A 24,166-nucleotide genomic window follows, 5' to 3' on the forward strand; every position below is an offset into this window, starting at 1 on the left:
GGCGGACCCGTACGACCTGCGGCGTACGCCGGGTCAGCCGCCGGGGGTGACCAACCCGCTCTCGTAGGCCAGCACGACCGCCTGGACGCGGTCGCGGACCTGGAGCTTGGCCAGGATCCGCCCGACGTGGGTCTTCACGGTCGCCTCCGCGACGTGCACCCGGGCGGCGATCTCGGCGTTGGACAGCCCCTGCGCCACCAGCAGCAGCACCTCCCGCTCCCGCTCGGTCAGCTGGGCCAGCCGCGGGTCCTCGGTCGGCGTCGGGCCGAGCTGCCCGGCGAACCGGTCGAGCAGCCGCCGGGTGATCGACGGGGCCACCACCGAATCGCCCTCGGCGACCACCCGGATCGCGGTGAGCAGCTCCTCCGGTGGCACGTTCTTGAGCAGGAAGCCGCTCGCCCCGGCACGCAGCGCGGCGAACGCGTCGGCCTCGGTGTCGAACGTGGTCAGCACCAGCACCCGCGGTCGCGCGCCGGCCGACCGGGCGCAGATCCGCCGGGTCGCCTCCACCCCGTCCATGGTCGGCATCCGCAGGTCCATCACCACCACGTCAGCCTCGACCCGGTCCAGCACCCGCAGCGCGTCCGCGCCGTCGATCGCCTCGCCGACCACGACCAGGTCGGGTTGCGAGTCGAGCACCATCCGGAAGCCGGCGCGCACCAGCGCCTGGTCGTCGACGATCATCACTCGCACGGTCACGCCGCCGCGCTCCCTTCCTCCGTGCCGGCCGCCGCGGGCAGCGGCAGTCGCGCCTCGACCCGCCAGCCGCCGGCCAGCGTGGGGCCGGCGGCGAGGCTGCCGTCGTACACCCCGACCCGTTCCCGCATGCCGACCAGGCCGTGCCCGCCGGACGGCGCCGGCCGGACCACCGGACGGCCGCGGCCGTCGTCGACGGCCCGGACCGCGACGGTGTCGTCCGCCCAGTCGAGCGTCAATTCGACCGACGCGCCCACCCCGGCATGCTTGAGCGCGTTGGTCAGGCTCTCCTGCACCACCCGGTAGACGGTCAGCTCCAGGCCGGGCGGCAACGCCACCGGGGCGCCGGCGCCGCCGCAGTCGATGCGCAGCCCGGCGGCGCGGAAGCGGTCGAGCAACGCGGGCAGCTCCACCAGCGCGGGACGCCGGTGCGCCGGCTCGCCGGCGGGCTCGTCCGCCACCGCGGCCGGCTCCGGCCGGCTGGGTTCCCGGAGTACGCCGACCAGCCGCCGCATCTCCTCCAGCGCCTGCCGGCCGGTGTCCGCCACCACCTTGGCCGCCTCCCGCGCGGTCGCCGGGTCCCGGTCGAGCGTGAACCGCACGCCGTCCGCCTGCACGATCATCACGGCCAGGCTGTGCGCGACCACGTCGTGCAGCTCGCGGGCGATGCGGGTGCGTTCCTCGGCGACCGCCGCCCGGGACTCCGCCTCCCGCTCCCGGTCCGCCGTCGCGGCGCGTTCCTCCAGGCTGAGCACGTAGAGGCGGCGGGTCCGCACGTTCAGGCCGACCAGCCACACCGCGCCGGTGACCAGGCCGTAGTAGAGCGCGCCCGCCCACCAGGGCGCCGGCCCGGGCCAGGAGAGCGCGGAGAGCAGCACGCCGATCCCGGCGCCGATCCCGGCCAGGATGCCGTCCCGCGACCGGTCGGCGTACTTGACCACGCTGTAGAGCGCGATCAGCACGCCGATGTCGTAGCCGAGGGGGCCCCAGCCGACGATCACCTGGAGCAGTGCCAGCGCGGCCACCGCGACGGCGACCGCGGACGGGTGGGTGCGCCGGAAGAACAGCGCCGCCGCCATCGCCACGCCGACCGCGAACGCCGGCAGGCCGCCCTGCTCGGCCAGGAGGCCCAGCACGGCGAGGATGACGACCAGCCCGGAGACGGCGGCGTCGAACGCGACGCCGCGCAACGGGCGGCCGAGGATCAGGCGGTCCACGGTCACCCAGCGTACGGGGTGGGTCAGGCGGCGAGCAGGGCGCGCATGCGGCCGATCTCGGCGGACTGCTCGACGGCCACCGCGTTGGCGAACTCCTGCATGGTCTGGTCGACCCCCACCTTGAGCAGGTCGGTGGACATCACCACCGCGCCCTGGTGGTGGGCGGTCATCATCGCCACGAAGAGCCGGTCGAACGCCGCGCCGCGGGTGTCCGCGAGTTGCCGCATCGCCTCGGCGGACTGCATCCCGCGCATGGTGGCGTGGTCGTGCCCGGCCACCTCGGCGGGCAGGTCGCGGGTGCTGAGCCAGGCCCGCAGCACGCCGACCTCCGGTCCCTGGGCGGCCCGGATCCGGTCGGCGACGGCGCGTACGCGGGGGTCGGCGGCCCGGTCGGGGGCGAGCTTCGCCATCTCCAGGGCCTGCTCGTGGTGCGGGATCATCATCCGGACGTACCAGACGTCGAGGCCGTTGAACCGCGGCTGCGCCGCGTCGCGGACCTGCCCGGCGGCGCGGGTGGCCGCCGGCTCCCCGGGGCGCCCCGGGACCAGCACCGGCGGCGCCGGGACGGTGTCGGTCGCGCTCGGGGTGGCCGGGGTGGCTGCGGCCGGGCCGGGTCGGTCCGCCGCCGGGCGGCTGTCGTCGTCGCATCCGGCCAGCGCCGGGCCGCCGACCGCCAGGAGCGCCGCCAAGGCTGTGACGGGGAGCCGCACACGTGCCTGCCGACCGGTCATACGGTCCTCCCTCCGGTCGAGGTGACAGCGATCCTATCCATAGACGAAAGTTGCTGGATGTGACCGGAGTCACATTGATGACGGTCACATCTAGGTAAGGTGTGGCGAGCATCATCCCCCTTTCGAAGGGTGTTGCCGATGATCAACATTCACCTGTCCCGTGCCCGGACCGTCAGCCTCGCCGCCGCCGGCCTGCTGCTCGCCGGCGTGATCGCCGCGCCACCGAGCAGCGCCCAGGAGATTCCCCGCACCCAGGCCGCGCCGGCCGCCGCGGACAACGCCGTCCCCGGTGTCGACGAGATCTCCAGCAGCCCCAACCTGCGCCAGGTGGCCAACCTGCCGAAGCAGGGCCCGTTCGACGCCACGTCCGCCCTCGGCACCGACATCGCCTTCCAGGGCCGGTACGCGTTCGTCGGCAACTACGAAGGCTTCGTCATCTACGACGTGTCCCGGCCGAGCCGGCCGACGATCGTGTCGCAGGTGCTCTGCCCCGGCTCGCAGAACGACATCTCGGTCACCGGTGACCTGCTGTTCCTGTCGACCGACTCGTCGCGCAGCGACGACTCCTGCGCCAGCACCGCCCAACCCGCCTCCGTGAAGGAGTCCTGGGAGGGCATCAAGATCTTCGACATCCGCGACAAGCGCAACCCGCGCTACATCAAGTCGGTGGAGACGGCGTGCGGCTCGCACACCCACACGCTGGTGCCCGGCAAGGACCGGCGCAACGTCTACCTGTACGTCTCGTCGTACAGCCCGCGGGCCGAGTTCCCGGACTGCCAGCCGCCGCACGACTCCATCTCCATCGTCAAGGTGCCGGTCAAGAGCCCCACCACGGCCGCCGTGGTCGCCACCCCGAACCTCTTCCCCGACGGCGGCTACCCGGGCATCCCGGGTGAGACGTCCGCCACCACCGGATGCCACGACATCACCGCGTACCCGTCGAAGGACCTGGCCGCCGGCGCGTGCATGGGTGACGGGATCCTGCTGGACATCAAGGACCGGGAAGCGCCACGGGTCATCGAGCGGGTCACCGACACGGTGAACTTCGCGTTCTGGCACTCGGCCACGTTCAACAACGCCGGCACCAAGGTCGTCTTCACCGACGAGCTGGGCGGCGGCGGCGCGGCGACCTGCAACGAGGTGGTCGGCCCGACCCGCGGCGCGGACGCCATCTACGACATCACCGGTCGCGGTGACGCCCGCGAGCTGGCGTTCCGCAGCTACTACAAGATCCCGCGCGTCAACACCGACACCGAGAACTGCGTGGCGCACAACGGCTCGCTGATCCCCGTGCCCGGCCGCGACATCATGGTCCAGGCGTGGTACCAGGGTGGCATCTCGGTGTGGGACTTCACCGACTCCGCCAAGCCCAAGGAGATCGCCTACTGGGAGCGCGGTCCGCTGGACGCCGCCCAGCTGCGTACCGGCGGTTCCTGGTCGGCGTACTGGTACAACGGCCACATCTACTCCAGCGACATCCAGAAGGGACTGGACGTGCTGGAGCTGCGCGACCCGCGCACCTGGTTGGCCCAGCTGATCCGGGTGCCCGAGCTGAACGTGCAGACCCAGGCGGGTTACCTGAGCTGGTGACCCGCGCGCGACCCGACCGGGTCCGGCACCCTCCGGGGCGCCGGGCCCGGCCCGTGGAAGGGGCGCCGACGTGACGATCGACCACCGGACCGCGGTGCCGACGGACGAGCGGATCCGGTCGCTGCACGAGCGGTTCGCACCGACGGAGGAGGCGTTCCGGCTCGTCTGGACGCACTGCCGGATCGTCTGCGAGATGGCCGAGGGTCTGCTCGACCGGCACGGCGCCGGACTCGACCGCGCGCTGGTGCGGGCCGGCAGCCTGCTGCACGACATCGGTGTCTACCGCCTGTACGGCAACGACGGGCGGTGCGACGAGGAGAACTACGTCCGGCACGGGGTGCTGGGGCACGCGCTGCTGCGGGACGTGGGGCTGGCCGAGTCGCTCGGCCGGTTCTGCTCGCGCCACACCGGGGTGGGGATCACCCGTGCGGACGTGCTCCGGCAGCGTCTTCCGCTGCCGGTGGCGGACTACACGGCGACCACCGGCGAGGAGCAGCTGGTCATGTACGCCGACAAGTTCCACAGCAAGACCACACCGCCCACCTTCGTCTCCGCGGCCTCCTACACCGCCGCCGTCGGGCGGTTCGGGGCGGACAAGGTCGCCCGGTTCACGGCGCTGGTCGAACGGTTCGGTGAACCGGACCTCACCGCGCTCGCCCGCCGGCACGGGCACCCGATCGCCTAGCTCATCGGCAGCCGGTAGCTCCGGGCGCCGCCGCCCGCGGTGACCACCCGCACCTCGCCGCTGCGCAGCCCGTACGTCACCGACCAGCGGGTGTGCGACTGGCGCACCGCGTCGAGCAGCCGCAGGGCGCCGGCGGCGTCGATCTTCCCGCCGGCCCGGTCCAGCTCCTTCGCCAGCACCCCGTACCGGTGGTCCCGGCGCAGGTCCTTCTCCGCCACCCCGACCGCGGGCACGTTCGTCAACGCCTGCCACGGACCCCGCCGGCGGTCCGCCCGCAGCGCCCCGTCGACGAACTCGACGACCGCGGAGGCGCCGGTGGCGTCCGCGAGCAGGTAGTGCAGCGGCGGGCCGCCGTCGAAGTCCAGGTTGTAGCGCCCGAACACGGCGACCGCCTCGTCCACGGTGGCCGCCGAGTCGAGCACCAGGCGCAGGATGCGCACCGAGCCGACGGTCGGCCGCCTGGGCACCGGCTCGGCCCGCGCGCCGTCGTCGGCGGCCAGCCCCACCGCGAGACCCCGGTCGTTCATCCCGTCGAACGGCAACAGCGGCGCGTCGAGCAACCGCCGGTCGCCGGTCGGGTCGGCGGCGACCCCCAGGTAGGAGATGTCCACCAGGGAGATCGACGCGTACCCGTCCGGCGGGTCGGTGCGCAGCACCAGCGCCGGGTTCCGCTCCCAGTCGAAGTTGCGGGCGAACAGCGGGCGGTCCCGGTCGCCGAGGGCGGCGAACAGCGAGCAGCCGAACGGGCTCGGCGGGGTGCTGCCGGCCACGCCGGCGGTCGGGTCGTAGTCGCCGACGTAGGTCATCTCGTACAGCGGCAGGTCGTCGACCTCGCGCAGGCTGGCCAGCGTCCGTTCGACCTGGCCGGGGTCCTGCCGGGAGGCGGTCGGCGTGCCGGCGGCGGCCGGGCCGGCCGGCGCGCGGCTCTCCCCGCAGGCGGTGCCGAGCAGGAGCAGTGCCAGCCCGGTGGCGATGAGGGTCCTCCGCATGCCCGCGACGCTAGGAGAGACCGGGGGCGGTGTCCATCGAGGAACCGGCTCAGCTCCGGACCACGGCGAACATCCAGCAGCCGTAGACCACGTTGCGGCTGTGCAGCACCTCCACCGCCGGGTCGGCGAACAGCTCCGCGATCACCGCCTCCGGGTCGCCGCCGTCGTGCCGCCGCCCACCGACGATGCGACCCCGCCTGTCGTACGCCCGCAGCACCTGCGCCCGACCCCGCCAGCCGGCCGGGTACGCCGTGACGTCGGCCGGGCCGGGGCAGCCGCCCGCGTGCGCGAAGATCGGACCCGTCTCGCGGTACGGGCCGGGCGGCAGCGGAGGGGCGTACCCGAACAGCAGCAGCGGCTCGCCCGGCGCGGCGTCACGCAGGCAGCAGCGCAGCGGCTCACCACCGCCGGCGCGGTGGCGCTCCGGCGGCTGCCCGCCCGCGTCGCGGTCGGTACGCCGCAGGTCGGTCAGCACCTCGGCGGACAACGGTCGGATCAGGAAGGCGGTACGGGTGGTGGTCACCACCCCAGCCTGACGCGGCGCCGGACGGATCGCTGGCGGCGATCGGACCTGGCGTTGCTCAGGACGGTGTCGGCGCGACGACCGTGCAGCCGTGGCGGGTCAGCCGGGCAGCGCCGCCTCGTCGCCGCCCCTGGTGCGGCGCGGGTTGACCAGCCGGCGGACCATCGGCGCGGCGTTCCACCGGGCCGCGCCGACCATGTCGCGGGCGTGCTCCAGCACGGTGTAGTCGGGCCGGGCCAGGCCGTCGGCGATGGCCCGGTCGAGGTCGTTGCCGCAGCGGGTGAGCACGCTGTCGAAGTCCCGCCGGACCGGCTCCAGCAGGTCGTAGCCGAAGGAGCGGTGCAGCCGGGCGAAGAGCGGCTTGTAGAGCCGGGCCCGCTCGTGCAGCCCGGACGAGTACGACATCGGGTTCTTCGGCCGCCGCCGGACGTAGTCGGGCAGCAGGTCGGCGAAGGCCCGCCGGACGATCCACTTCTCCTGCCCGTCACGCAGCTTGAGGCCCAGCGGCAGCCGCATGGCCAGCTCGACGACGCTGAGGTCGAGGAACGGCACCCGGGCCTCCACCCCGTGGCCCATGCTGGCCCGGTCCACCCGCTGCAACTCGGTCCGGCACAGGTTGCGGATGCGGTGCAGGAACAGCCGCCGGGACCGCTCCGGCCCGACGTCGTGATACATCGGGTAGCCGCCGAACAGCTCGTCGGAGCCGTCGCCGGTGAGCACCACCTTCACGCCCAGCTCGCGCAGCCGCCGGAAGATCGGCACCGAGACCACCGCGTTGATGATGTCGCCGTACTCGGTCAGCTCCGACATCCGGATGGCGTCGCGCACGTCGGCGAGCCGGATGTCGCGCGGGCGCAGCTCGATCACCTCGTGCGGCACACCGAGGTCGGCGGCGAGCCGCCGGGCGTACGCCACGTCGGGGCTGCCCGGCGCGCCCACGGTGACCGCCACGCAGTCGGGATGCAGCTCCCGGGCGTGCAGCAGCGCCAGCGAGCTGTCCAGGCCGCCGGAGAGCACCACACCGACGGTGAGGTCGGTGTCCAACCGGATCCGCATGGCGTCGGTGAGCGCGAGCCGGACGAGCAGGGCGGCCTCGTCCGGGTCGTCGATCACCGGCAGCCCCGCCCCGAGCGTGAGCAGGTCGACGTGCGGACGCAGCCGGAGCGGCATCTCCGTCCCGGCCCAGCCGTGGTGCCCCGGCGGCACCTCGTTGATCGGCGCGCCGTGCCCCACCAGCGCCTTGACCTCGGAGGCGAGGTGCAGGCAGCCCGGGCCGCGGGCCCAGTAGAGCGGCTTCACCCCGAGCGGGTCCCGGGCCAGGTACGCGTGGCCGGTGTCGCGTTCGACCACCACGAACGCGAACTCGCCGCGCAACCGGCGCACCGCCTGCTCGCCCCACTGCCGGAACGCGGCCAGCACCACCTCGGTGTCACCGGCCGTGCGGAAGCCGTGGCCGAGCCGTTTCAGCTCGGCGCGCAGCTCGTGATGGTTGAAGATCTCGCCGTTGAAGCAGAGCAGGTGCCGCCCGTCGGGTGAGATCCACGGCTGCACGGCCCGGTCCCGGTCCACGACCCGCAGCCGGCGCACGCCGGCCAGCAGGCCGTTCTCCTGCCGGGTCTCGGTCACCTCGCCGCGCGGGGCGAGCGCGGCCAGCATCCGCCGGAAGGTGGCCGGGTCGGCCTCGGGGCCGATGCTCAGCGCGATCCCGCACATCGGGTCACACCCCCATCTCGGCCTCGTACGCGCGCCGGAACCGGCGGCGGGCGGCGGGCGCGAGGCAGAGGTGCCAGGCCTGGCCCTCGTCGACCACGTTGATCTCGCCGGCGTCCTGCCGGGCCAGTAGCAGCCCGGCGAGGGCCGCGCGGGCGCCGAACCGCTCGTACCAGTCCAGCTCCACGTCGGCCGCCCAGCCCAGGCAGTGCCCACTGGGCACCATGGCGGCGTACCCCAGCCGGCGCAGCCGGTACTGGTGCTCGGCGCTGCGGGCCAGGCTGGTCACCCAGAGCGGCGGCGTGCCGGGCGGGGTGACCGCGGCGAACTCCCGGGCCAGGTCGTTGAGGAAGGCGATCATCTCGCGGCGGGCCCGGGGGAACAGCAGGCCCGCGGTACGTGGCGTGGCGGCCGGGCGCACCCGTCGCTGGACCGCCCGCAGCCCGCGCCCCAGCACCGTGGCGGCCTGTTCCCGGTAGCGGAACTCGATCAGCCCCCGGCGACGCGGCCACTCCAGGTCGACCAGGTCGATGCTGGTGCGCACCTGGTCGTCGGTGCGGAAGGTCGGGCTGTCCCGCCACCACAGCACGTCGACGCGGGAGAGCAGGTAGATCCGGACCAGGGCGGTGAGGTCCTGCGCGGAGGTGCGGGAGTTGGGCTGGTAGCGGGCCATCTCCAGCAGCAGCGTCTCCCGGGCGCCGACCAGCCCCTGCGGGGTGGCGTCGAGGACCGCGGCGATGGCCGGCTCCCGCAGCCGCTGGTCGAGCAGCACCTGCCGGGCGGTGGTCGACGGCGTGTCCGCCAGCGCGCCCACCTCGACCAGCAACTCCGCCACCGCGGCCCGGTAGGCGGCCAGGTCGGGCCCCGCGTCGTCGGCGCGGCGGTCACCGGGCGGCAGCCGGCGGGCGGGAGTGGTGGACGCGACGGCGGGACCCGGCTGGCGACCGGTGCTTCGGCTGGGCACTCGCATGGTCTGCGCCCCCTCTCGGCAGGACAAGGCGTAATCGGACCTGCACCCAACGTAATGGGAGGCGAGAGTGCTACCGAGAACAATTCTCCCGAAGCGCCCGATCAGGTAGCCGGCCGGCGCGCCAACGCCTGCACCTCGGGGTAACCGGGGGCCGGCGGGAGCCCGGCGTCCCGCCCGGCGGCGACGGCGTCCACCAGGTGCAGCGCCGCGCCCAGCGCCACCCGGAACGGCAGGGAACCGGTGCTCACCCGGGCCACCCCCAGCCGGCCCAGCGCGGCCAGGTCGGGCCCACCCGGCCGGTGCAGCACGTTCAGCGGCAGGCCCGCCTCCGCCGCCAGCGCCCCGACCTCCTCGTCGGGCGCGCCGGGGACGAAGAAGCCGTCCGCCCCGGCCGCCCGGAACACCGCCGCCCGACGCCGGGCCTCGGCCAACGGGGACAGCACACCCAGCCACCACGCGTCGGTACGGGCGTTGACGAAGAGCCCCGGGGCGGCCGTCCGTACCGCCGCGATCTTGGCCGCGACCAGCGGCGCCGGGGCCAGGGTGCCGTCGGGGCGGCCGTCCTCCAGGTTCATCCCCACCACGCCGAGCGCGGCCAGCTCGCCGGCGTACCGGGCCACCGCCGCCGGGTCGTCGTGGAAGCCGCCCTCCACGTCGACGGTGACCAGCACCGGCACGCTCCGCAGGCGGCGGGCCAGATCCAGGGTCTCCGCCCGGGTCGCGCCCGTCCCGTCCGGCCGGCCGGCGGCCGCCGCGACGCCGAGACTCGTCGTGCCGACCGCCGGGTGGCCCCGGGCGGCGAGCGCGGCGGCGGAGGCGTGGTCCCAGGCGTTGGGCAGCAGCAGGGGGTGGCCCGGCCGGTGCAGCTCACGGAAGGCTGCGTAGCGGTCGGTCATCGCAGGATCACCTCGAGACGGGTCGGGACGCGCAGCGTCGGGTGCGGGACGTACGGAACCGGCAGGTCGGCGCGGCGGCAGCGTTGGCGCAACACGTCGACCACGCCCTCGGCCAGGGCCAGCGCGTGCCGCTCCCCCGGGCAGCCCCGGGGTCCGGCCCCGAAGGTCAGCGACCCACTCGCCCGGCCGGCCACGAACCGGTGCGGCTCCGGGTGGACGGCCGGGTCGCGGTTGGCCGCGTCGAAGCGCAGCAGCAGCGGATCGGCCGCGTCCATCGTCCGGCCGCCCAGGTCGATCGCGACGGAGGCGACCCGCCGGGTGGCGCGTACCGGCGGGTCCAGCCGCAGCACCTCGGCGAGCAACCCGGCGGTCCGGAGGCCGGCCGGCGCGCCGAGCCCGTGCCGGACCGCGCCACCGATCAGCCCGGCGGTGGCGTCCGCGGCCTGCACCAGCAGCCCGATCCGGTTCGCGGTCACCTCGTCCGGCGCCGGGGGCGACATCGCCACCAGGGCGGCCACCGCCCGGTCCGCGTGCGCCGCCGCGGCCGGCGCTGCGCCGGGGTGGTAGGCGGCAGCCACCGCGGACACCGTCGGGACGGCCGCCCTCGGGTCGGCCAGGCCGAGCCGTTCCGCCAGCACCCGCACGGGTACCCGCCGAGCCACCTCACCCATCACTTCGACAAGGCGGGGCCCCCGGTTAACGCCTTTGGTAGAGGAGGGGGCCCCGCTTGACACACCAGCGGCGAGGATCTCCTCGGTGAGGCGCGCGGCGGCGAGGGACAGGTCGGGCGGGTCGAGGCGGTCCAGCGCCGCCACACCGATCGCCCGGCGGGCGGGATGCGACCCGGCCGGGCTGAACCGGCTCACCGAGGCGCGCAGCCAGCCCAGCGTGCCCGGCGGCGCGCCGGGCTGGGCCGGCGGCACCACGCAGCGGGGGTCGGTCAGGGCGGCGACGACGTCCGCGTGCCGGGTGACCACCCAGCCGTCGTCGCCGCGCACCGGCGGCCCGCAGCCCGGCGTACCGGGGGCGGCCGTGATCGTCGGTAGGTCCACCGGCCGACCGTAGGCCGCGGATCGTTCGGCCCGGACCGAACGATCCGCCCCGCCCTGGCGGGTCGGGCCGGGCTGGGTCGGGGCGGCCGTGTGCCGGCCGGGCTCGGTCCGACCGCGCCAGGTCGGCGAGGTGGCGGCATCGACCGCACCACGACCCCACCACCTCGCCGACCTGGAGTCGATCAAACGCTGGCCGGGCGTCGGGCACGACCGAGCGCGGGTCAGGCGCGGGCGGGTCCGCTGTCGCGGGCCGGCGGGGCGAGCGCGGCCGGATCGAGCGCGAGGGCCTCGGCGAGCGCGTCCCGACCGGCCGGGGTGAGCCGCAGCGACCGCCCGGTCCCCCGGACCGTCCAGCCGAGGTCGAGAAGGCGCGCGCACAGGGCGGCGCCGAGCGCGCCGGCCAGGTGCGGGCGCCGTTCGGTCCAGTCGAGACAGTCGCGCACCAGCGGCCGCCGGGCGGCGCGCAGCGGTTCGACCGGCACCCCGAGGTCGGCCAGCCAGGACAACCCGGTGGGGGTGAGCGCCAGGCCCCCGGTCCGGTCCAGCACGCCGCGTGCGAGCAGCGCGTCGTGGAGCAGCACCCCGAGCCGCCCGGCCAGGTGGTCGTAGCAGGTCCGGGCGTACGCCAGGGCGGCGTCGGCGGACGCGGCGCGCATCGTGCGCGGCGGCGCGGCCGGCGCGGGCGCCCGGGCGGCCAGGTCCTCGACGAGTTGGGCGGCCGCCGGGTCGGCGAGCCGGACGTACCGGTGCCGGCCCTGTCGTTCCTCCGCCAGCAGGCCGCCCCGCACCAGCCGGGTGAGGTGGTCGCTCGCGGTGGAGGCCGCCACCCCGGCGGAGCGGGCCAGTTCCCCGGCGGTCCAGGCGCGGCCGTCCAGCAGGGCGAGGCAGAAGCCGGCCCGGGTGGGGTCGGCGAGCAGCGCGGCGAGCCCGGCCAGCCCACGGCCGTCGGCACGGGTGGTCATCGGCCCATGCTGGCACGGATACGTTTCGGCCCGGGCCGCACGGTCGGGCCCCGGCTCTTTACATCGTTGTATCCAACGTTGTAGAAACGTGTGCACCGCAGTGACCTCCGTCTACTCCGAGGCAGGCCCGATGCGACACCTCCACCGCGGCGGCGTGCTCGCCGCCGTACTCACGCTTCTGCTCGCCGGCGCGGCGCCCGCGCCCGCCGCCGGGCCCGACCGCTACCGAAATCCGGTCTCCGCCGGATTCGCCGACACCTTCGCCGACCCGGTCGTGGTCCGCGGCGACGACGGGATCTGGTACGCCTTCGGCACCTCCGACCCGCTGCGTGAGGGTGCGGGGCGGGCGCACCGGGTGCCCATCGCCCGCTCCACCGACCTGGTCGACTGGACCTTCGTGGGCGACGCGTTCACCGCCGACCAACGCCCCGCCTACGCCGCGCCCGGTTCGGCGTTCTGGGCGCCCGACGTGCGCCGGGTGGCCGGCCGGTGGGTCATGTACGTGACGGTCACCGACACCACCGTCTCCGACGACACGTTCGACACCGCGGTCGGGGTGGCCACCGCGCCGAGCCCGGCCGGACCCTGGACGTTCGCCGACACGCCGGTGGTCGCCCCGCGCCCCGGCGCCGGCGGCGGCTACCTGTGGACCATCGACCCGAGCCAGCTCACCGGCGCCGACGGCCGGTCCTGGCTGTACTACGGCAGCTACTACGGCGGGATCTCGGTCACCGAACTCTCCCCGGACGGGCTGCGGGCGGTCGGCGACCCGACCCCGGTGGCGGTGGACAACAAGTTCGAGGGCGCGTACGTGCTGCGCCGCGACGGCTGGTACTACCTGTTCGCCTCCGCCGCGAACTGCTGCGCCGGTCCGGCCACCGGCTACTCCGTCCAGGTCGGCCGGTCCCGCGACCCACGGGGACCGTTCGTCGACCGCGACGGCCAGCGCCTCGACGTCTCCCGGGCCGGCGGCACGCCGGTGCTGACCCAGAACGGCAACCGTTGGATCGGCACCGGCCACAACGCGGTGCTCACCGACCTGTCCGGGCAGGACTGGATCGCCTACCACGCGATCGACCGCGCCGACCCCTACCTGGACGAGCCGTTCGGCGTCAACGAGCGGCCCATGCTGCTGGACCGCCTCGACTGGATCGACGGGTGGCCCACCGTCAACGCCGGCGCCGGCCCCTCCGACGGCGCCCGCCCGGCGCCGGTCACCACCGGTCGCGTCGACGCCCGCTTCGACACCGCCGACCTGCACGGCTGGCGGACCGAGGCCGGCACCTGGCGGGCGGCCGGCGGGGTGTTGACCGGCACCGGCACGCTGGCCTCGCGTACCGGAGTCGGCGGCGACCTGCGGGTGGAGACCGACCTGCGGCTGACCGGCGCGGACACGGCCGGGCTGCGGCTCGGCGCGGTGGACGTCCGGGTCGGCCGGGGCCGGCTGACCGCCGGCGCCGCGAGCACCCCGCTGCCCGCCGGCACCGACCTGCGCGACCGGCACAACCTCGCCGTCGAGGTACGCGGGCGGCAGCTCGTCGCCACGATCGGCCCGTCCCGCCTCGGCGACCCGGTCGCCCGGGTCTCGCTGCGGCTCCCCCGCCCCGCGACGGGCACGCTCGCCGTCCGCGCCGAGGGCGGCCCGGCGGAGTTCGACAACGTCAGCGCCGTGAGCCTCTACCGCCCGGCCCGCCACGCGGTCGCTCCGCCCCGGGTCGGCCCGGTGCTGCGCGCCTTCTCGGACGAGTTCGACGACGGGCTCGACCCGGCCTGGCGGTGGGTACGCCAGGACCGGGCCGCCACGGTGGCCGCCGGCGCGCTGCGCTGGCCGGTCCAGGACGCCGACCTGTCCGGCACCGGCAACACCGCCGGGGTGCTGCTGCGCGACGCGCCGGCCGGCGACTACGTCGTCGAGACCAAGGTGACGCTGGACCTGGGCGAGGAGACCGTCCGCAACTACCAGCAGGCCGGCCTGGTCGCGTACGTCGACGACGACCGGTTCGCCCGGCTCACCCAGGTGGCGATCTGGAACACCCGCCAGGTCGAGTTCGGCTACGAACTGCCCTTCGCCGGCCAACCGGTGTACGGCGGCAGCATCGTCGGCACCCCGGGCACCACCACCTGGCTGCGGCTGGCCCACCGCGTCGACCGGGTCACCGGCGAGCACGAGTTCCGCGCCGGCTCCAGCCGGGACGGCAGGCACTGGACGTGGGGCGCGGTGTGGACGTTCCCGGCGGACACCACACCGCGGATCGGCCTCGTCGCCCACGGCGGCGTGACGCCCGCGGTGACCGCGGAGTTCGACTACCTCCGCTTCCACCGCTGACCGTCGCCGGGGCCGTCCCTGGGCAGGGGCGGCCCCGGCTCAGCCGCCGGGGCGCCGGGACGCGCCGGTCAGCCCGCTCACCGTGCGGGTGTCGCCGTCATAGCTGCGGGCCGCCACGAACTCCCCGGCCGGCCGCTCCGCACCGGCGACCGCCCGGGCCCGGCGACGGTCCGCGCCCCGGAAGCGCAACGCCAGGCTCAGGTGCGGGACCCACCGGCCGGGCAGGTGCCACGGGTGCGGGCCGGCCGCCTCGGCGAGCACGTCCCAGACCGCCCCGTGCAGCGCCACCAGCTGCGGCGTCGGTCGGACCAGCCAGACCAGCGGGGCGCTGCCGTCGAGGACCTCCAGCCGGCTCAGCCGCACCGGCAGCGGCAGCGCGGCGTCGCAGAGGTCGGCCAGGCGTTGCTCGGCGCCCGGCGGGAACCCGTCGACCGAGGCGAGCGTCAGGTGCGGCCGGTTCGTCGGGTGCGTGTTGCCGGCCAGGCTGGGCAGCCCGGCGGCGGCGAGCCGGCTCCAGGCCGCCCGCACGCCCGCGTCCAGCTCCGGTGAGCAGAGCAGCTCCACTGTCCGCACGGGATCAGGCTAGTCCCCGGCGGCGGGCCGCGACGCCCCGCACCGGGGCGCCGGCGGGCGCGTTCAGAGCCAGCCGGCCTCGCGGGCCCGCCGGACGGCCTCGGCCCGATCGGCGGCCCCGAGCTTCTGCACGCAGGCGCTCAGGTGGTTGCGGACGGTCCCGGCGGCCAGGTGGGTCCGCCGCGCGATCACCGCGACCGGGGTGCCGAGCTCGGCCAGCCGGAGGGTCTCCAGCTCACGCGGGGTCAACGGGCACTCGGGCAGGGTCAACGCGTCGGCGGCGAGCGTCGGGTCGACGTAGCGCGCGCCGGAGTGCACCCGCCGGATCACGTCGGCCAGCGCCCCACCGGGGGCGCCCTTGGCGAGGAACCCGCGCGCCCCGGCGGTCAGCGCCGGCCGGAGCTGGGCGGGGCGCGCGTGTCCGGTCAGGATCACCGGCGCGCAGCCGGGCAGCAGCCGGCTCAGTTCGGCGGCGACCTCGACCCCGCCGGGCGGCGGCATCTCCAGGTCCAGCACGGCCACGTCCGGGCGGTGGGCCAACGCCGCGGCCAGCGCGGCGCGCCCGTCCGCGGCGTGCGCCACCACGTCGATATCCGGCTCGAGGTCGAGCAGCGCGGCCAGCGCGAGCCGGATCAGCTCCTCGTCGTCGGCGAGCAGCACCCGGATCACGGCGTCACCGGCACGGTCGCGACCAGGCTGAACACGCCGTCCTCGGCGGACGCCCGGACCCGGCCGCCGGACGGGGCGAGCCGGTCGGCGAGGCCGCGCAGGCCACCGCTGAACCCGTCCGGGCCGAGGCCACCGGCGCCGTCGTTGCGTACGGTCAACGTCACCAGGCCATCGTCCCGGGTGATCTCGATCCGGCACCAGCCGGCCCGGCTGTGGCGCAGCACGTTCGTGCCGGCCTCCCGCAGCACGGCGGCCAGGTCGGCGGCGACCGGGGCGGGCAGCTCACCCACCGGCGGCTCGACCGTGCAGCGCACCCCGCTGGAACGCAGCACCTCCCCCACCGCCGCCGCCTGCTCGGCCAGGTCGACGGCGCGGTAACCGTGCACGGCCGCGCGTACCCGGGTCAACGCCGACGCGGCGAGCCGCCGCGCCTCGGCCGCCTCCCGGCCGGCCCGGGCGCCGTCCACCGGCGCCAGCCGTTCCGCCAGCTCGGCCTTCAACGCGATCACGGTGAGGTCGTGCCCGAGGAGGTCGTGCACGTCGCGGGCGAAGCGCAGCCGCTCCTCGGCCGCGGCGAGCCGAACCCGGGCCGCCTGCCCCTGCCGGGCCTCGACCAGCAGGTCCCAGAACCACACCTGGACCCAGGTGAGCAACGCGATCCCGGCGCCCACCGCACCGGTGACCAGCAGCGCCGCGGGCAGCGGTCCACCGGTCGCCGCGGTGACGCCGGCGGCGGCGGCGAGCACCCCGACCCCCGTGGCCGCCGCCGCCGCCGGCCGGAACAGCAACGGCGTCATGCCGACCAGCGACGCGCCGAGCCAGGCCCAGGTGGGCCAGGCGCCGGCCGCCACCGGGCCGAGCAGCGGCAGGCTGAGCAGCGCGGCCACCGCCAGCGCGAGGTGCCGGCGGCGACGGGCCCGGGCGCCGAGCCACGGCGTGACCGCGGCGTGCAGCACCGCCACCTGGGCCACCGTGAAGCCGGCCAGCGCGACCGCGCCGAGCGCCACCCGCACCGGATCCGGCTCCCGGGTCAGGCCGACGGCGGGCAGCAGCACCGTGGTCCACACGTTCGTGGCCAGCGACAGCAGGGTGATCCGCCGGGCCCGGCGCATCCGGTGGTCCACCGCGTCGACCGTCATGCCCGCCGATCCTAGGTCCCGGGCGCGACGGGCGGCCCGGCGGAATGTCACGGCCGATCCGTGCGTCGCGCACGGTTTCCCGGTGACGGACGCGCCTGTTTCCGCGCGCCCGGGCCCGGCAGGGTCGGGGCATGACGGAGATGACGATGGACGTACCCCGGTCGCGGGCCGGGTGGACGCGGACCCGGCACCTGGCCGGGATGGTCGTGGCGATGGTGGCCGGCATGGTGCTGCTCGGCCCGTTGTGGCAGGCGGGCGGGCAGGCGCTCGGTGGCGCGGGCGTGCTGGCCCGGGCGGACGTCGCCGCGCTGGTCATGGCGACGGACATGTCCCTGGGCATGGTCGCCTGGATGTGGCACCGCGGTGACGGGTGGGCCGCCACCGCGGAGATGACGGCGGCCATGTTCGTGCCGTTCCTCCTGCTCCTCCCGCCCTGGTGGGCCGGCCTGGTCGGCGATCACACGCTGATGCTCGGCGGCCACCTGCTGATGGTCCCGGCGATGGTGCTGGTGGCGCTGCGGCACCAGCACGCGCCCGGCGTCACCCCGCGCCGGCATCCGGTGGCGGCGGCCGTGGCGCGACGCTGGCCGGCCGCTCTGGCGCTGCTCGTGACGGCCGACATGTGGTTCGCGCCGACCGTGGTCCCGCCCTGGACGTTGCTGGTGCTTCCGGCCGGTTACCTGTTCCTCGGCACCTGGCGGCGGCAGTGGGCCGACCGGCGGCAGCTCGCGGTCCAGCTGGCCGGGCTGGCCGGCTGGGGCGGTCTCGCCGCCGTGGCTGCCGCCGCGCCGGCGGGCGTCGCCGGTGTGCTGGTCGGTCTGGGGTGGCTCGGCCACGCCGGCTGGGACGCCTGGCAGCACCGGGCCGCCCGGGTGGTGCCCCAGGCGTACGCGCAGTGGTGCGGCGTGCTGGACGTGGCGGTCGGGACCACCACGCTGCTGGCCGTCCTGTCCCGGTGACCCGGCCGGGGCACCGGAGGGGACGGCCCGGGTGGCGCGGCGAACGTTTGCGCCGGTCGCCGCGACCCGCGTCCGGCCGTGATGAAAGGCTTGCCACATGAGCGCCGCACCGACCCCGACCGACCCCACCGCCCCCGCCGACGCCGAGGACACCCCCGCCTTCGCGGATCTCGGGCTGCGCGCCGAACTGCTGGGGGCGCTGTCCGCCCTCGGTTACGAGGAGCCGACCCCGATCCAGAACGAGGCCATCCCGCCGCTGCTGGCCGGCCGGGACCTGCTCGGACAGGCGGCGACCGGCACCGGCAAGACCGCCGCGTTCGCGCTGCCGCTGCTGCAGCGGATGCCCGTGGGGCGTCCGGACGGTGAACCGGTGTCGCTGGTGCTGGTGCCGACCCGGGAGCTGGCCGTGCAGGTCTCCGAGGCGTTCCACCGCTACGGCAAGGATCTGGGCGCCCGGGTGCTGCCGATCTACGGCGGCCAGCCGATCGGCCGGCAGCTGCGCGCCCTCGACCACGGGGTCGACGTGGTGGTGGCGACGCCCGGGCGCGCGCTCGACCACATCGCCCGCGGCACGCTGCGGCTGGGCTCGTTGGCCACCGTGGTGCTGGACGAGGCGGACGAGATGCTCGACATGGGCTTCGCCGAGGACATCGAGGCGATCCTGGAGCACGCCCCCGAGGGCCGGCAGACGGTGCTCTTCTCGGCCACCATGCCGGCCCGGATCGACGGCCTGGCCCGCCAGCACCTGACCGACCCGGTCCGCATCCGGATCGAGCGCGAACGCCCGGTCGCCGGGGCGGCGCCGAAGGTGCGGCAGAGCGCCTACCTGGTGGCCCGGGCGCACAAGCCGGCCGCGCTGGGCCGGGTGCTGGACATCGAGTCGCCCACCGCGGCGATCGTGTTCTGCCGCAGCCGGGAGGAGGTGGACCGGCTCACCGAGACGATGAACGGCCGGGGCTACCGGGCCGAGGCGCTGCACGGCGGGATGAGCCAGGAGCAGCGGGACCGGGTGATGGGTCGGCTGCGCGGCGGCACCGCCGACCTGCTGGTCGCCACCGACGTGGCGGCCCGAGGGCTGGACGTCGAGCAGCTCACCCACGTGGTGAACTACGACGTCCCGTCGGCGCCGGAGGCGTACGTGCACCGGATCGGCCGGGTGGGCCGGGCCGGGCGCGAGGGGGTGGCGATCACCCTGGCCGAGCCGCGCGAGCACCGGATGCTCAAGACGATCGAGCGGGTCACCGGCCAGCGGATCACCATCGACAAGATCCCGACGGTCGCCGACCTGCGGACCCGGCGGTTCGAACTGACCCAGGCCGCGGTGCGGGAGGCCCTGCTCGAGGACGACCTGGAGCCGTTCCGGGCGGTCGTCGAGTCGCTGACCGACGAGTTCGACCTGATGGAGGTCGCGCTCGCCGCGGTCCGGCTGGCGCACGAGGCCACGCTGCCCGGCACCGCCGACGAGGAGGAGATCCCGCAGGTCGCCGTCCGCGCGAACCGGGAGGGACGGCCCGGGACCGACAGCCGGGACCGGCGCGGCGCGGTCCGCTCGCGCGCCGCCGGCACCACGCAGGTCTTCATCGGCCTGGGCCGGCGGGCCGGGGTACGTCCGCAGGACCTGGTCGGCGCGATCACCGGGGAGACCCGGGCCAGCGGTCGGGACATCGGCTCGATCGAGATCGCGGACCGGTTCTCGCTTGTCGAGGTGCCGCAGGGGCTGGCCGACGAGGTGATCGCAGGGCTGCGCGGCAGCACCATCAAGGGCCGCAAGGCGACCGTCCGGCGCGACCGGGACGGCGAGGGCGACGGGGGCGGCGAGCGCCGCTTCGACGGCCGGGACCGGCGCGACCGCCGGTAGCAGCGCCGACCGCGCCCGGACGGTGGTCGATCCGGGCGCGGTGACGTGCGGCGATCAGGTCAGGCCGCGGCGAGCGGCTGGCCCCCGAGGCTCTGCGCGTCCACCTCGGCCGGCCGCAGCGCCAGCGCGAGCACGTCGGCGACGTCGGCGAGGGTGTGCACGGTGAGTGCCTCCCGGACCTCGGCGGGCAGGTCGTCCAGGTCCGGCTCGTTGCGCTTCGGGATGATCACCTCGGCCAGGCCGGCCCGGTGCGCGGCGAGCAGCTTCTGCTTCACGCCGCCGATGGGCAGCACCCGGCCGGAGAGCGTCACCTCGCCGGTCATCCCGAACTCGGGCCGGACCGGCCGGCCGGTGACCAGGGACGCCAGCGCGGTCACCATGGTGATGCCGGCGCTCGGACCGTCCTTGGGCACCGCGCCCGCCGGCACGTGCAGGTGGATCCGGCGCCCGGCGAGGGCGTTCGGGTCCAGGCCGTACCGCCGCCCGTTGGCGCGCAGGTACGACCACGCGATGTGCGCCGACTCCTTCATGACGTCGCCGAGCTGGCCGGTGAGGGTCAGCCCCGGCTCGCCCTCCATGCCGGTGGCCTCGATGAACAGCACGTCGCCACCGGCGCCGGTGACGGCCAGGCCGGTCGCCACGCCGGGCACCGCCGTCCGCTCGGCCGACTCCGGGGTGAACTTCGGCCGGCCCAGGTAGCGGGCCAGGCCACCGGCGTCGACGCGTACCGGCGCGGGCTCGGTGGCCAGCGCGACGGCCACCTTGCGCAGGATCTTGGCGAGCGCCCGTTCGAGCTGCCGGACCCCGGCCTCCCGGGTGTACTCCCCGGCGATCAGCGCCAGCGCCTCGTCGGCGACGGTCACCTCCTCGGCGGTCAGCCCGGCCCGCTCCCGCTGCCGGGGCAGCAGGTGGTCGCGGGCGATGGCCACCTTCTCGTCCTCGGTGTAGCCGTCCAGCGTCACCAGCTCCATCCGGTCCAGCAGCGGGCCGGGCACGGTCTCCACCACGTTGGCGGTGGCCAGGAAGAGCACGTCGGACAGGTCGAGGTCGACCTCGAGGTAGTGGTCGCGGAAGGTGTGGTTCTGCGCCGGGTCGAGCACCTCCAGCAGGGCCGCGGCCGGGTCGCCGGAGTAACCGACGGCCAGCTTGTCGACCTCGTCGAGGAGCACGACCGGGTTCATCGAGCCGGCCTCGCGCAGCGCCCGCACGATCCGGCCGGGCAGCGCGCCGACGTAGGTGCGCCGGTGGCCCCGGATCTCCGCCTCGTCGCGTACCCCGCCGAGGGAGACCCGGACGAAGTTTCGCCCGAGCGCCCGGGCGACCGACTCGCCGAGACTGGTCTTGCCGACGCCGGGCGGGCCCGCCAGGGCGAGCACCGCGCCGGAGCCGCGCCCCCCGACCACGCCCAGGTTGCGCTCCGCGCGGCGGTTGCGCACCGCGAGGTACTCCAGGATGCGGTCCTTCACGTCGGCCAGACCGGCGTGGTCGGCGTCGAGCACGGCCCGCGCCGCGGCCAGGTCGGTGTTGTCCTCGGTACGCGTGTTCCACGGCATCTCGAGGACCGTGTCCAGCCAGGTACGGATCCAACCCGCCTCGGGTGAGGCGTCGCTGGCCCGTTCCAGCTTGCCGACCTCGCGCGTCGCCGCCTCGCGGACGTTGTCCGGCAGGTCGGCGGACTCGACCCGCGCCCGGTAGTCGGCGGAGCCGTCCGGCTCGTCCTCGCCGAGTTCCTTGCGGATCGCGGCGAGCTGCTGCCGGAGCAGGAACTCGCGCTGGGACTTCTCCAGCCCTTCGCGGACGTCGCTGTTGATCTGCTCGGTGACCTCCTGTTCGGCCAGGTGCTCCTTCACCCAGCCGACCAGCAGCTCCAGCCGGGCGGTGACGTCCGGCGCGGCGAGCAGCTCGGTCTTCTGCGCCAGGCTGAGCCAGGGCGCGTAGCCGGCCGAGTCGGCCAGCTCGGAGAGGTCGGTCATCCGCTCCATCGCGTCGATGACCTGCCAGGCGCCGCGCTGCTGGAGCACCGAGGTGGTCAGCGCCCGGTACTCGCGGGCCAGTTCCCGGGCTCGGCCGGCGGGGGCGGGCTCGTCGAGGGCGGTCGCCTCGACCCAGAGGGCGGCGCCGGGGCCGGGCACGCCGGAGCCGATACGGGCGCGGGCGAGGCCACGGACCACGGCCGCCGGCTCACCGCTGGGCAGCCGGCCCACCTTCTCGATGGTCGCGACCACGCCGACCGAGCCGTACTCGCCGTCGATGCGGGGCACGGCCAGCAGCTTCTTGTCGCCGGTCGCGCGGGCCGCGTCGACCGCGGCCTGGGTGGTCGGGTCGAGGGTCACCGGGATGACCATCCCGGGCAGCAGGACGGCGTCGGTCAGGGGAAGTACCGGAAGAGTTGCCATCGAACACCTGCCATCACGTTGGTTGAGCGTGTCTGACTCAAGTAACAAACCGTGCCCCTTGTTCCAGTCTGTGACTCAGGACACTCGCCCGGCGCGAACGCCACGCCACGACCCGCGCCGGCCTTTTGCCGGCCGCCGATTTCGCGACCCGCCGAATGGAACGGGGCGGGTATTGTTGCGAAATTACCGCCAGGTAGGTCAAACTCTTAGCCACACCCCGCCCGACACAGGGAGTAATGGCGATGGCAAGGAAAGTAATCACCGTTCTGACCGACGACCTCGACGGCGGAAAGGCCGATCGGACCGTCGAGTTCAGCCTGGACGGCGTGGCGTACACGATCGACGTCTCCGACGAGAACGCGGGCGTCCTGCGTAAGGCCCTGGACCCCTACATCAGCGCTGGCCGGCGCATCGGTCGCGGCCCCGTCGACGCCGGCCGCACGACCCGTCGCGCCGCCCGGCCGAGCACCTCCGGAATGGACCGCGAGCAGAACCGCGCCATCCGCGAATGGGCCGCCAAGAACGGCTACGAGATTTCCGAGCGTGGGCGCATCCCGGTCTCGGTGGTGGAGGCGTACAAGAACCGCTGAGCTCCCGGTTCACCGTCGGGCACCCCGGGGTCACGCCGAGAAATCGGTGTGGCCCCGGTCGAGTTTTGCCCGGTCGACAAATTTCGCGGGGCGGGAACAGGACGGCACCAATTTTCCCGCACCGCGAACGGCCGGAGCCGCCCGAGGTCGTCCCCCGGGCGGCTCCGGCCGTCGTCGTACGGTCAGTTGACCTGGATGCGCACCACGTCGATGGCCGGGGTCTGGTTGGCCCGCTCCATCATCGGGATCCGGTGCGAGCCGTCACCGGCCCAGACCGAGCACTGGGCCAGGCCCGAGTCCGGCAGGCCCGGAATCTGGATCAGCACGTCGTCCGGCTCGTTTCCGCCCCCGCCGTCCTCGGTGGCGACGAAGAAGGCGGGCACGTCCTGCGGGTTCGGGGGCTGGCGGGTGCTGCCGAGCATCCGGCACGCGGTGTGGAAGTGACCGCGGACCAGGCCCTGGTCGTTGAGCAGCGAACTCTCGATGTAGTAGCCACCCTGCCCGGCGGCGAGGAAGCGGTCCCGCACCAGGTTCTTGGTGGTGACCCGGAGGGTGAACGGCTGGTTGCGCTGCACCTGGTTCGGGAACTCGGTGATCAGCAGCGACGGGTTGTTCGCCGCGGCGCCGACCTCACCGAAGGAGGTGCTCACGCACCGGTTGCCGTTCTGGAAGCCGTTGTGCGCCTCCAGCTGGCTATTGGTGCAGTCCTTGGCCAGCGCCTGCAGGCCGCCGCCGGTCTGGCCGCCGCCATTGTTGCCGCCGGTCTGACCGCCATTGTTGCCGCCGGTCTGACCACCGTTGTTGCCGCCGGTCTGACCACCGTTGTTGCCGCCGGTCTGACCGCCGTTGTTGCCGCCGTTCTGCGCGTTGTCGGCGAGGGCGCACTGGGCGAGCTTGTCCAGGCCCTGCGGGCGCTGGCCGCCACGACCGATGGCCGTGGCGATCCGGTTGAGCGTGGCGGTCCGCTTGTCCGCGAGCGGACGGAGGATGGCGTTGTTGATGAAGTTGCCACCCTTGCGGCCGTCCGCCGCCAGCCGCCGGTTCGCCTCGGCGATCTGGGTGTCCAGCAGGGCCAGGTTACGGTCCACCTCGGCGCGGGCCCGGTCGGGCACCTGCGGCAGCTTGCTCTTGACGTCGGGGCAGGCCACGGTCGGCGTGCCGGCGCCGGCACCGCCCGCGTTCGTCTGCTGACACTCGGCCGCGGACATCTGGCCGTCACCCCAGTGGTTGCGAACCCAGCGACCGTTCTGCCAGGTCCGGGTGGTGCTGCCCTGGCCGCCCGGAGCAGTCGCCCCCGGGCTCGAGGCCACGCAGGACGCCGAGGCGGCACGGGTGGTCCTCCGCTGGTCCTGGGCGGACGAGATCTGGGTGACGGCGACAATGCCGCCGAAGACGGCGAGCGTGCCGACCACGGCCAGCACCCGCTTGCTCCGCGCGTTACCGGATGACCGGCGCGCCCGTGTGGACCTGCGCATCGAATTGCTCTCCTTCTCGATCCGGTAGTTGACTGGTGACCCCGGCGGAATTCCTCGGGGTGGGATCACTGCGACGCCGTGGTCGCGCGTCAATGGCCGACGATGCCCTCTCCGCACCGTCTTCCGCGCCGTCCGGGCGCGGCGGAAGATCTGCGTCCAT

The 24,166-nt window shown here is 75.1% G+C and carries 21 protein-coding genes; 6 read left to right on the plus strand and 15 right to left on the minus strand.

Annotated elements, in window-relative coordinates; all coding sequences use genetic code 11:
* Positions 1-33: 33 nt before the first annotated feature.
* From ACGFI2_RS04840 to ACGFI2_RS04850, 3 genes are read right to left on the minus strand one after another with little or no spacing between them, the layout of a single operon-like run.
* On the minus strand, positions 34-699 hold the full coding sequence (locus ACGFI2_RS04840; protein ID WP_393510702.1) for a response regulator: 666 nt from the start codon (positions 697-699) through the stop codon (positions 34-36).
* Positions 696-1,919 (minus strand): sensor histidine kinase, encoded by a 1,224-nt coding sequence (locus ACGFI2_RS04845; protein ID WP_393510705.1) that lies wholly within the window; start codon positions 1,917-1,919, stop codon positions 696-698. The genes ACGFI2_RS04840 and ACGFI2_RS04845 overlap by 4 nt, the downstream gene beginning before the upstream one ends.
* A 17-nt stretch (positions 1,920-1,936) precedes the next feature.
* Entirely contained in the window at positions 1,937-2,644 is a 708-nt protein-coding gene (locus tag ACGFI2_RS04850) for a DUF305 domain-containing protein (RefSeq protein WP_393510708.1), read from the minus strand.
* Between the two features lie 138 nt (positions 2,645-2,782).
* Here ACGFI2_RS04850 and ACGFI2_RS04855 point away from each other — a divergent pair, with 138 nt between their 5' ends.
* On the plus strand, positions 2,783-4,234 hold the full coding sequence (locus tag ACGFI2_RS04855; RefSeq protein ID WP_393510711.1) for an LVIVD repeat-containing protein: 1,452 nt from the start codon (positions 2,783-2,785) through the stop codon (positions 4,232-4,234).
* A 70-nt stretch (positions 4,235-4,304) separates the two neighbouring features.
* The gene (locus tag ACGFI2_RS04860) at positions 4,305-4,919 is read left to right on the plus strand and encodes an HD domain-containing protein (RefSeq protein WP_393510714.1); all 615 of its coding nucleotides are present in this window, start codon (positions 4,305-4,307) and stop codon (positions 4,917-4,919) included.
* Here ACGFI2_RS04860 and ACGFI2_RS04865 read toward each other — a convergent pair.
* The 7 genes from ACGFI2_RS04865 to ACGFI2_RS04895 form a co-directional block, all read right to left on the minus strand.
* Entirely contained in the window at positions 4,916-5,908 is a 993-nt protein-coding gene (locus tag ACGFI2_RS04865; protein ID WP_393510716.1) for a carcinine hydrolase/isopenicillin-N N-acyltransferase family protein, read from the minus strand. The two genes, ACGFI2_RS04860 and ACGFI2_RS04865, sit on opposite strands and share 4 nt — an antisense overlap.
* Before the next feature lie 49 nt (positions 5,909-5,957).
* On the minus strand, positions 5,958-6,431 hold the full coding sequence (locus tag ACGFI2_RS04870; RefSeq protein ID WP_393510719.1) for a DUF1203 domain-containing protein: 474 nt from the start codon (positions 6,429-6,431) through the stop codon (positions 5,958-5,960).
* A 99-nt stretch (positions 6,432-6,530) separates the two neighbouring features.
* The gene (locus ACGFI2_RS04875) at positions 6,531-8,144 is read right to left on the minus strand and encodes an asparagine synthetase B family protein (protein ID WP_393510722.1); all 1,614 of its coding nucleotides are present in this window, start codon (positions 8,142-8,144) and stop codon (positions 6,531-6,533) included.
* A 4-nt stretch (positions 8,145-8,148) separates the two neighbouring features.
* Positions 8,149-9,111, minus strand: a complete 963-nt coding sequence (locus ACGFI2_RS04880) for a hypothetical protein (protein WP_393510725.1) — start codon at positions 9,109-9,111, stop codon at positions 8,149-8,151.
* A 101-nt stretch (positions 9,112-9,212) separates the two neighbouring features.
* Positions 9,213-10,007 carry an isocitrate lyase/phosphoenolpyruvate mutase family protein gene (locus ACGFI2_RS04885; RefSeq protein ID WP_393510728.1) on the minus strand — a complete coding sequence of 265 codons (795 nt, stop codon included), beginning with the start codon at positions 10,005-10,007 and terminating at the stop codon, positions 9,213-9,215.
* Positions 10,004-11,059 carry a cytochrome P450 gene (locus ACGFI2_RS04890; protein ID WP_393510731.1) on the minus strand — a complete coding sequence of 352 codons (1,056 nt, stop codon included), beginning with the start codon at positions 11,057-11,059 and terminating at the stop codon, positions 10,004-10,006. The genes ACGFI2_RS04885 and ACGFI2_RS04890 overlap by 4 nt, the downstream gene beginning before the upstream one ends.
* Positions 11,060-11,280: 221 nt before the next feature.
* The gene (locus ACGFI2_RS04895) at positions 11,281-12,021 is read right to left on the minus strand and encodes an ArsR/SmtB family transcription factor (RefSeq protein WP_393510734.1); all 741 of its coding nucleotides are present in this window, start codon (positions 12,019-12,021) and stop codon (positions 11,281-11,283) included.
* 130 nt (positions 12,022-12,151) lie between these two features.
* Between ACGFI2_RS04895 and ACGFI2_RS04900 the strand changes: the two genes are divergently transcribed.
* Positions 12,152-14,347, plus strand: a complete 2,196-nt coding sequence (locus ACGFI2_RS04900; RefSeq protein ID WP_393510737.1) for a family 43 glycosylhydrolase — start codon at positions 12,152-12,154, stop codon at positions 14,345-14,347.
* A gap of 39 nt (positions 14,348-14,386) precedes the next feature.
* Here ACGFI2_RS04900 and ACGFI2_RS04905 read toward each other — a convergent pair whose 3' ends face one another.
* From ACGFI2_RS04905 to ACGFI2_RS04915, 3 genes are all read right to left on the minus strand, one after another.
* On the minus strand, positions 14,387-14,920 hold the full coding sequence (locus tag ACGFI2_RS04905; protein WP_393510740.1) for a 2'-5' RNA ligase family protein: 534 nt from the start codon (positions 14,918-14,920) through the stop codon (positions 14,387-14,389).
* A gap of 63 nt (positions 14,921-14,983) precedes the next feature.
* Positions 14,984-15,589, minus strand: a complete 606-nt coding sequence (locus ACGFI2_RS04910; protein WP_393510742.1) for a response regulator — start codon at positions 15,587-15,589, stop codon at positions 14,984-14,986.
* Positions 15,586-16,728, minus strand: a complete 1,143-nt coding sequence (locus ACGFI2_RS04915; RefSeq protein WP_393510745.1) for a sensor histidine kinase — start codon at positions 16,726-16,728, stop codon at positions 15,586-15,588. The genes ACGFI2_RS04910 and ACGFI2_RS04915 overlap by 4 nt, the downstream gene beginning before the upstream one ends.
* 131 nt (positions 16,729-16,859) lie before the next feature.
* Between ACGFI2_RS04915 and ACGFI2_RS04920 the strand changes: the two genes are divergently transcribed.
* Positions 16,860-17,687 carry a hypothetical protein gene (locus tag ACGFI2_RS04920; protein WP_393510748.1) on the plus strand — a complete coding sequence of 276 codons (828 nt, stop codon included), beginning with the start codon at positions 16,860-16,862 and terminating at the stop codon, positions 17,685-17,687.
* 97 nt (positions 17,688-17,784) lie between these two features.
* Positions 17,785-19,545, plus strand: a complete 1,761-nt coding sequence (locus tag ACGFI2_RS04925; RefSeq protein ID WP_393510750.1) for a DEAD/DEAH box helicase — start codon at positions 17,785-17,787, stop codon at positions 19,543-19,545.
* A gap of 59 nt (positions 19,546-19,604) precedes the next feature.
* Here the strand turns inward: ACGFI2_RS04925 and lon are convergent, their stop codons facing one another.
* The gene (lon, locus tag ACGFI2_RS04930; protein WP_393510753.1) at positions 19,605-21,941 is read right to left on the minus strand and encodes an endopeptidase La; all 2,337 of its coding nucleotides are present in this window, start codon (positions 21,939-21,941) and stop codon (positions 19,605-19,607) included.
* Between the two features lie 242 nt (positions 21,942-22,183).
* Here lon and ACGFI2_RS04935 point away from each other — a divergent pair, with 242 nt between their 5' ends.
* Positions 22,184-22,531: an Lsr2 family protein gene (locus tag ACGFI2_RS04935; protein ID WP_393511612.1), complete on the plus strand. Its 348-nt coding sequence runs from the start codon at positions 22,184-22,186 to the stop codon at positions 22,529-22,531.
* A 182-nt stretch (positions 22,532-22,713) separates the two neighbouring features.
* Here the strand turns inward: ACGFI2_RS04935 and ACGFI2_RS04940 are convergent, their stop codons facing one another.
* Complete coding sequence (locus tag ACGFI2_RS04940) at positions 22,714-24,006, minus strand: hypothetical protein (protein ID WP_393510756.1); 1,293 nt, start codon at positions 24,004-24,006, stop codon at positions 22,714-22,716.
* Positions 24,007-24,166: the final 160 nt, after the last annotated feature.

Source organism: Micromonospora sp. NPDC049282 (assembly GCF_043197045.1).
Classification (GTDB): Bacteria; Actinomycetota; Actinomycetes; order Mycobacteriales; family Micromonosporaceae; genus Micromonospora.

Bases quoted from the DNA above. Each gene is read 5' to 3' on its own strand.
- ACGFI2_RS04935 (WP_393511612.1), top strand. From the start codon at position 22,184: ATGGCAAGGAAAGTAATCACCGTTCTGACCGACGACCTCGACGGCGGA.
- ACGFI2_RS04920 (WP_393510748.1), top strand. From the start codon at position 16,860: ATGACGGAGATGACGATGGACGTACCCCGGTCGCGGGCCGGGTGGACG.
- ACGFI2_RS04895 (WP_393510734.1), bottom strand. From the start codon at position 12,021: ATGACCACCCGTGCCGACGGCCGTGGGCTGGCCGGGCTCGCCGCGCTG.
- ACGFI2_RS04885 (WP_393510728.1), bottom strand. From the start codon at position 10,007: ATGACCGACCGCTACGCAGCCTTCCGTGAGCTGCACCGGCCGGGCCAC.
- ACGFI2_RS04915 (WP_393510745.1), bottom strand. From the start codon at position 16,728: ATGACGGTCGACGCGGTGGACCACCGGATGCGCCGGGCCCGGCGGATC.
- ACGFI2_RS04850 (WP_393510708.1), bottom strand. From the start codon at position 2,644: ATGACCGGTCGGCAGGCACGTGTGCGGCTCCCCGTCACAGCCTTGGCG.
- ACGFI2_RS04900 (WP_393510737.1), top strand. From the start codon at position 12,152: ATGCGACACCTCCACCGCGGCGGCGTGCTCGCCGCCGTACTCACGCTT.
- lon (WP_393510753.1), bottom strand. From the start codon at position 21,941: ATGGCAACTCTTCCGGTACTTCCCCTGACCGACGCCGTCCTGCTGCCC.
- ACGFI2_RS04875 (WP_393510722.1), bottom strand. From the start codon at position 8,144: ATGTGCGGGATCGCGCTGAGCATCGGCCCCGAGGCCGACCCGGCCACC.
- ACGFI2_RS04925 (WP_393510750.1), top strand. From the start codon at position 17,785: ATGAGCGCCGCACCGACCCCGACCGACCCCACCGCCCCCGCCGACGCC.
- ACGFI2_RS04855 (WP_393510711.1), top strand. From the start codon at position 2,783: ATGATCAACATTCACCTGTCCCGTGCCCGGACCGTCAGCCTCGCCGCC.
- ACGFI2_RS04865 (WP_393510716.1), bottom strand. From the start codon at position 5,908: ATGCGGAGGACCCTCATCGCCACCGGGCTGGCACTGCTCCTGCTCGGC.
- ACGFI2_RS04880 (WP_393510725.1), bottom strand. From the start codon at position 9,111: ATGCGAGTGCCCAGCCGAAGCACCGGTCGCCAGCCGGGTCCCGCCGTC.
- ACGFI2_RS04940 (WP_393510756.1), bottom strand. From the start codon at position 24,006: ATGCGCAGGTCCACACGGGCGCGCCGGTCATCCGGTAACGCGCGGAGC.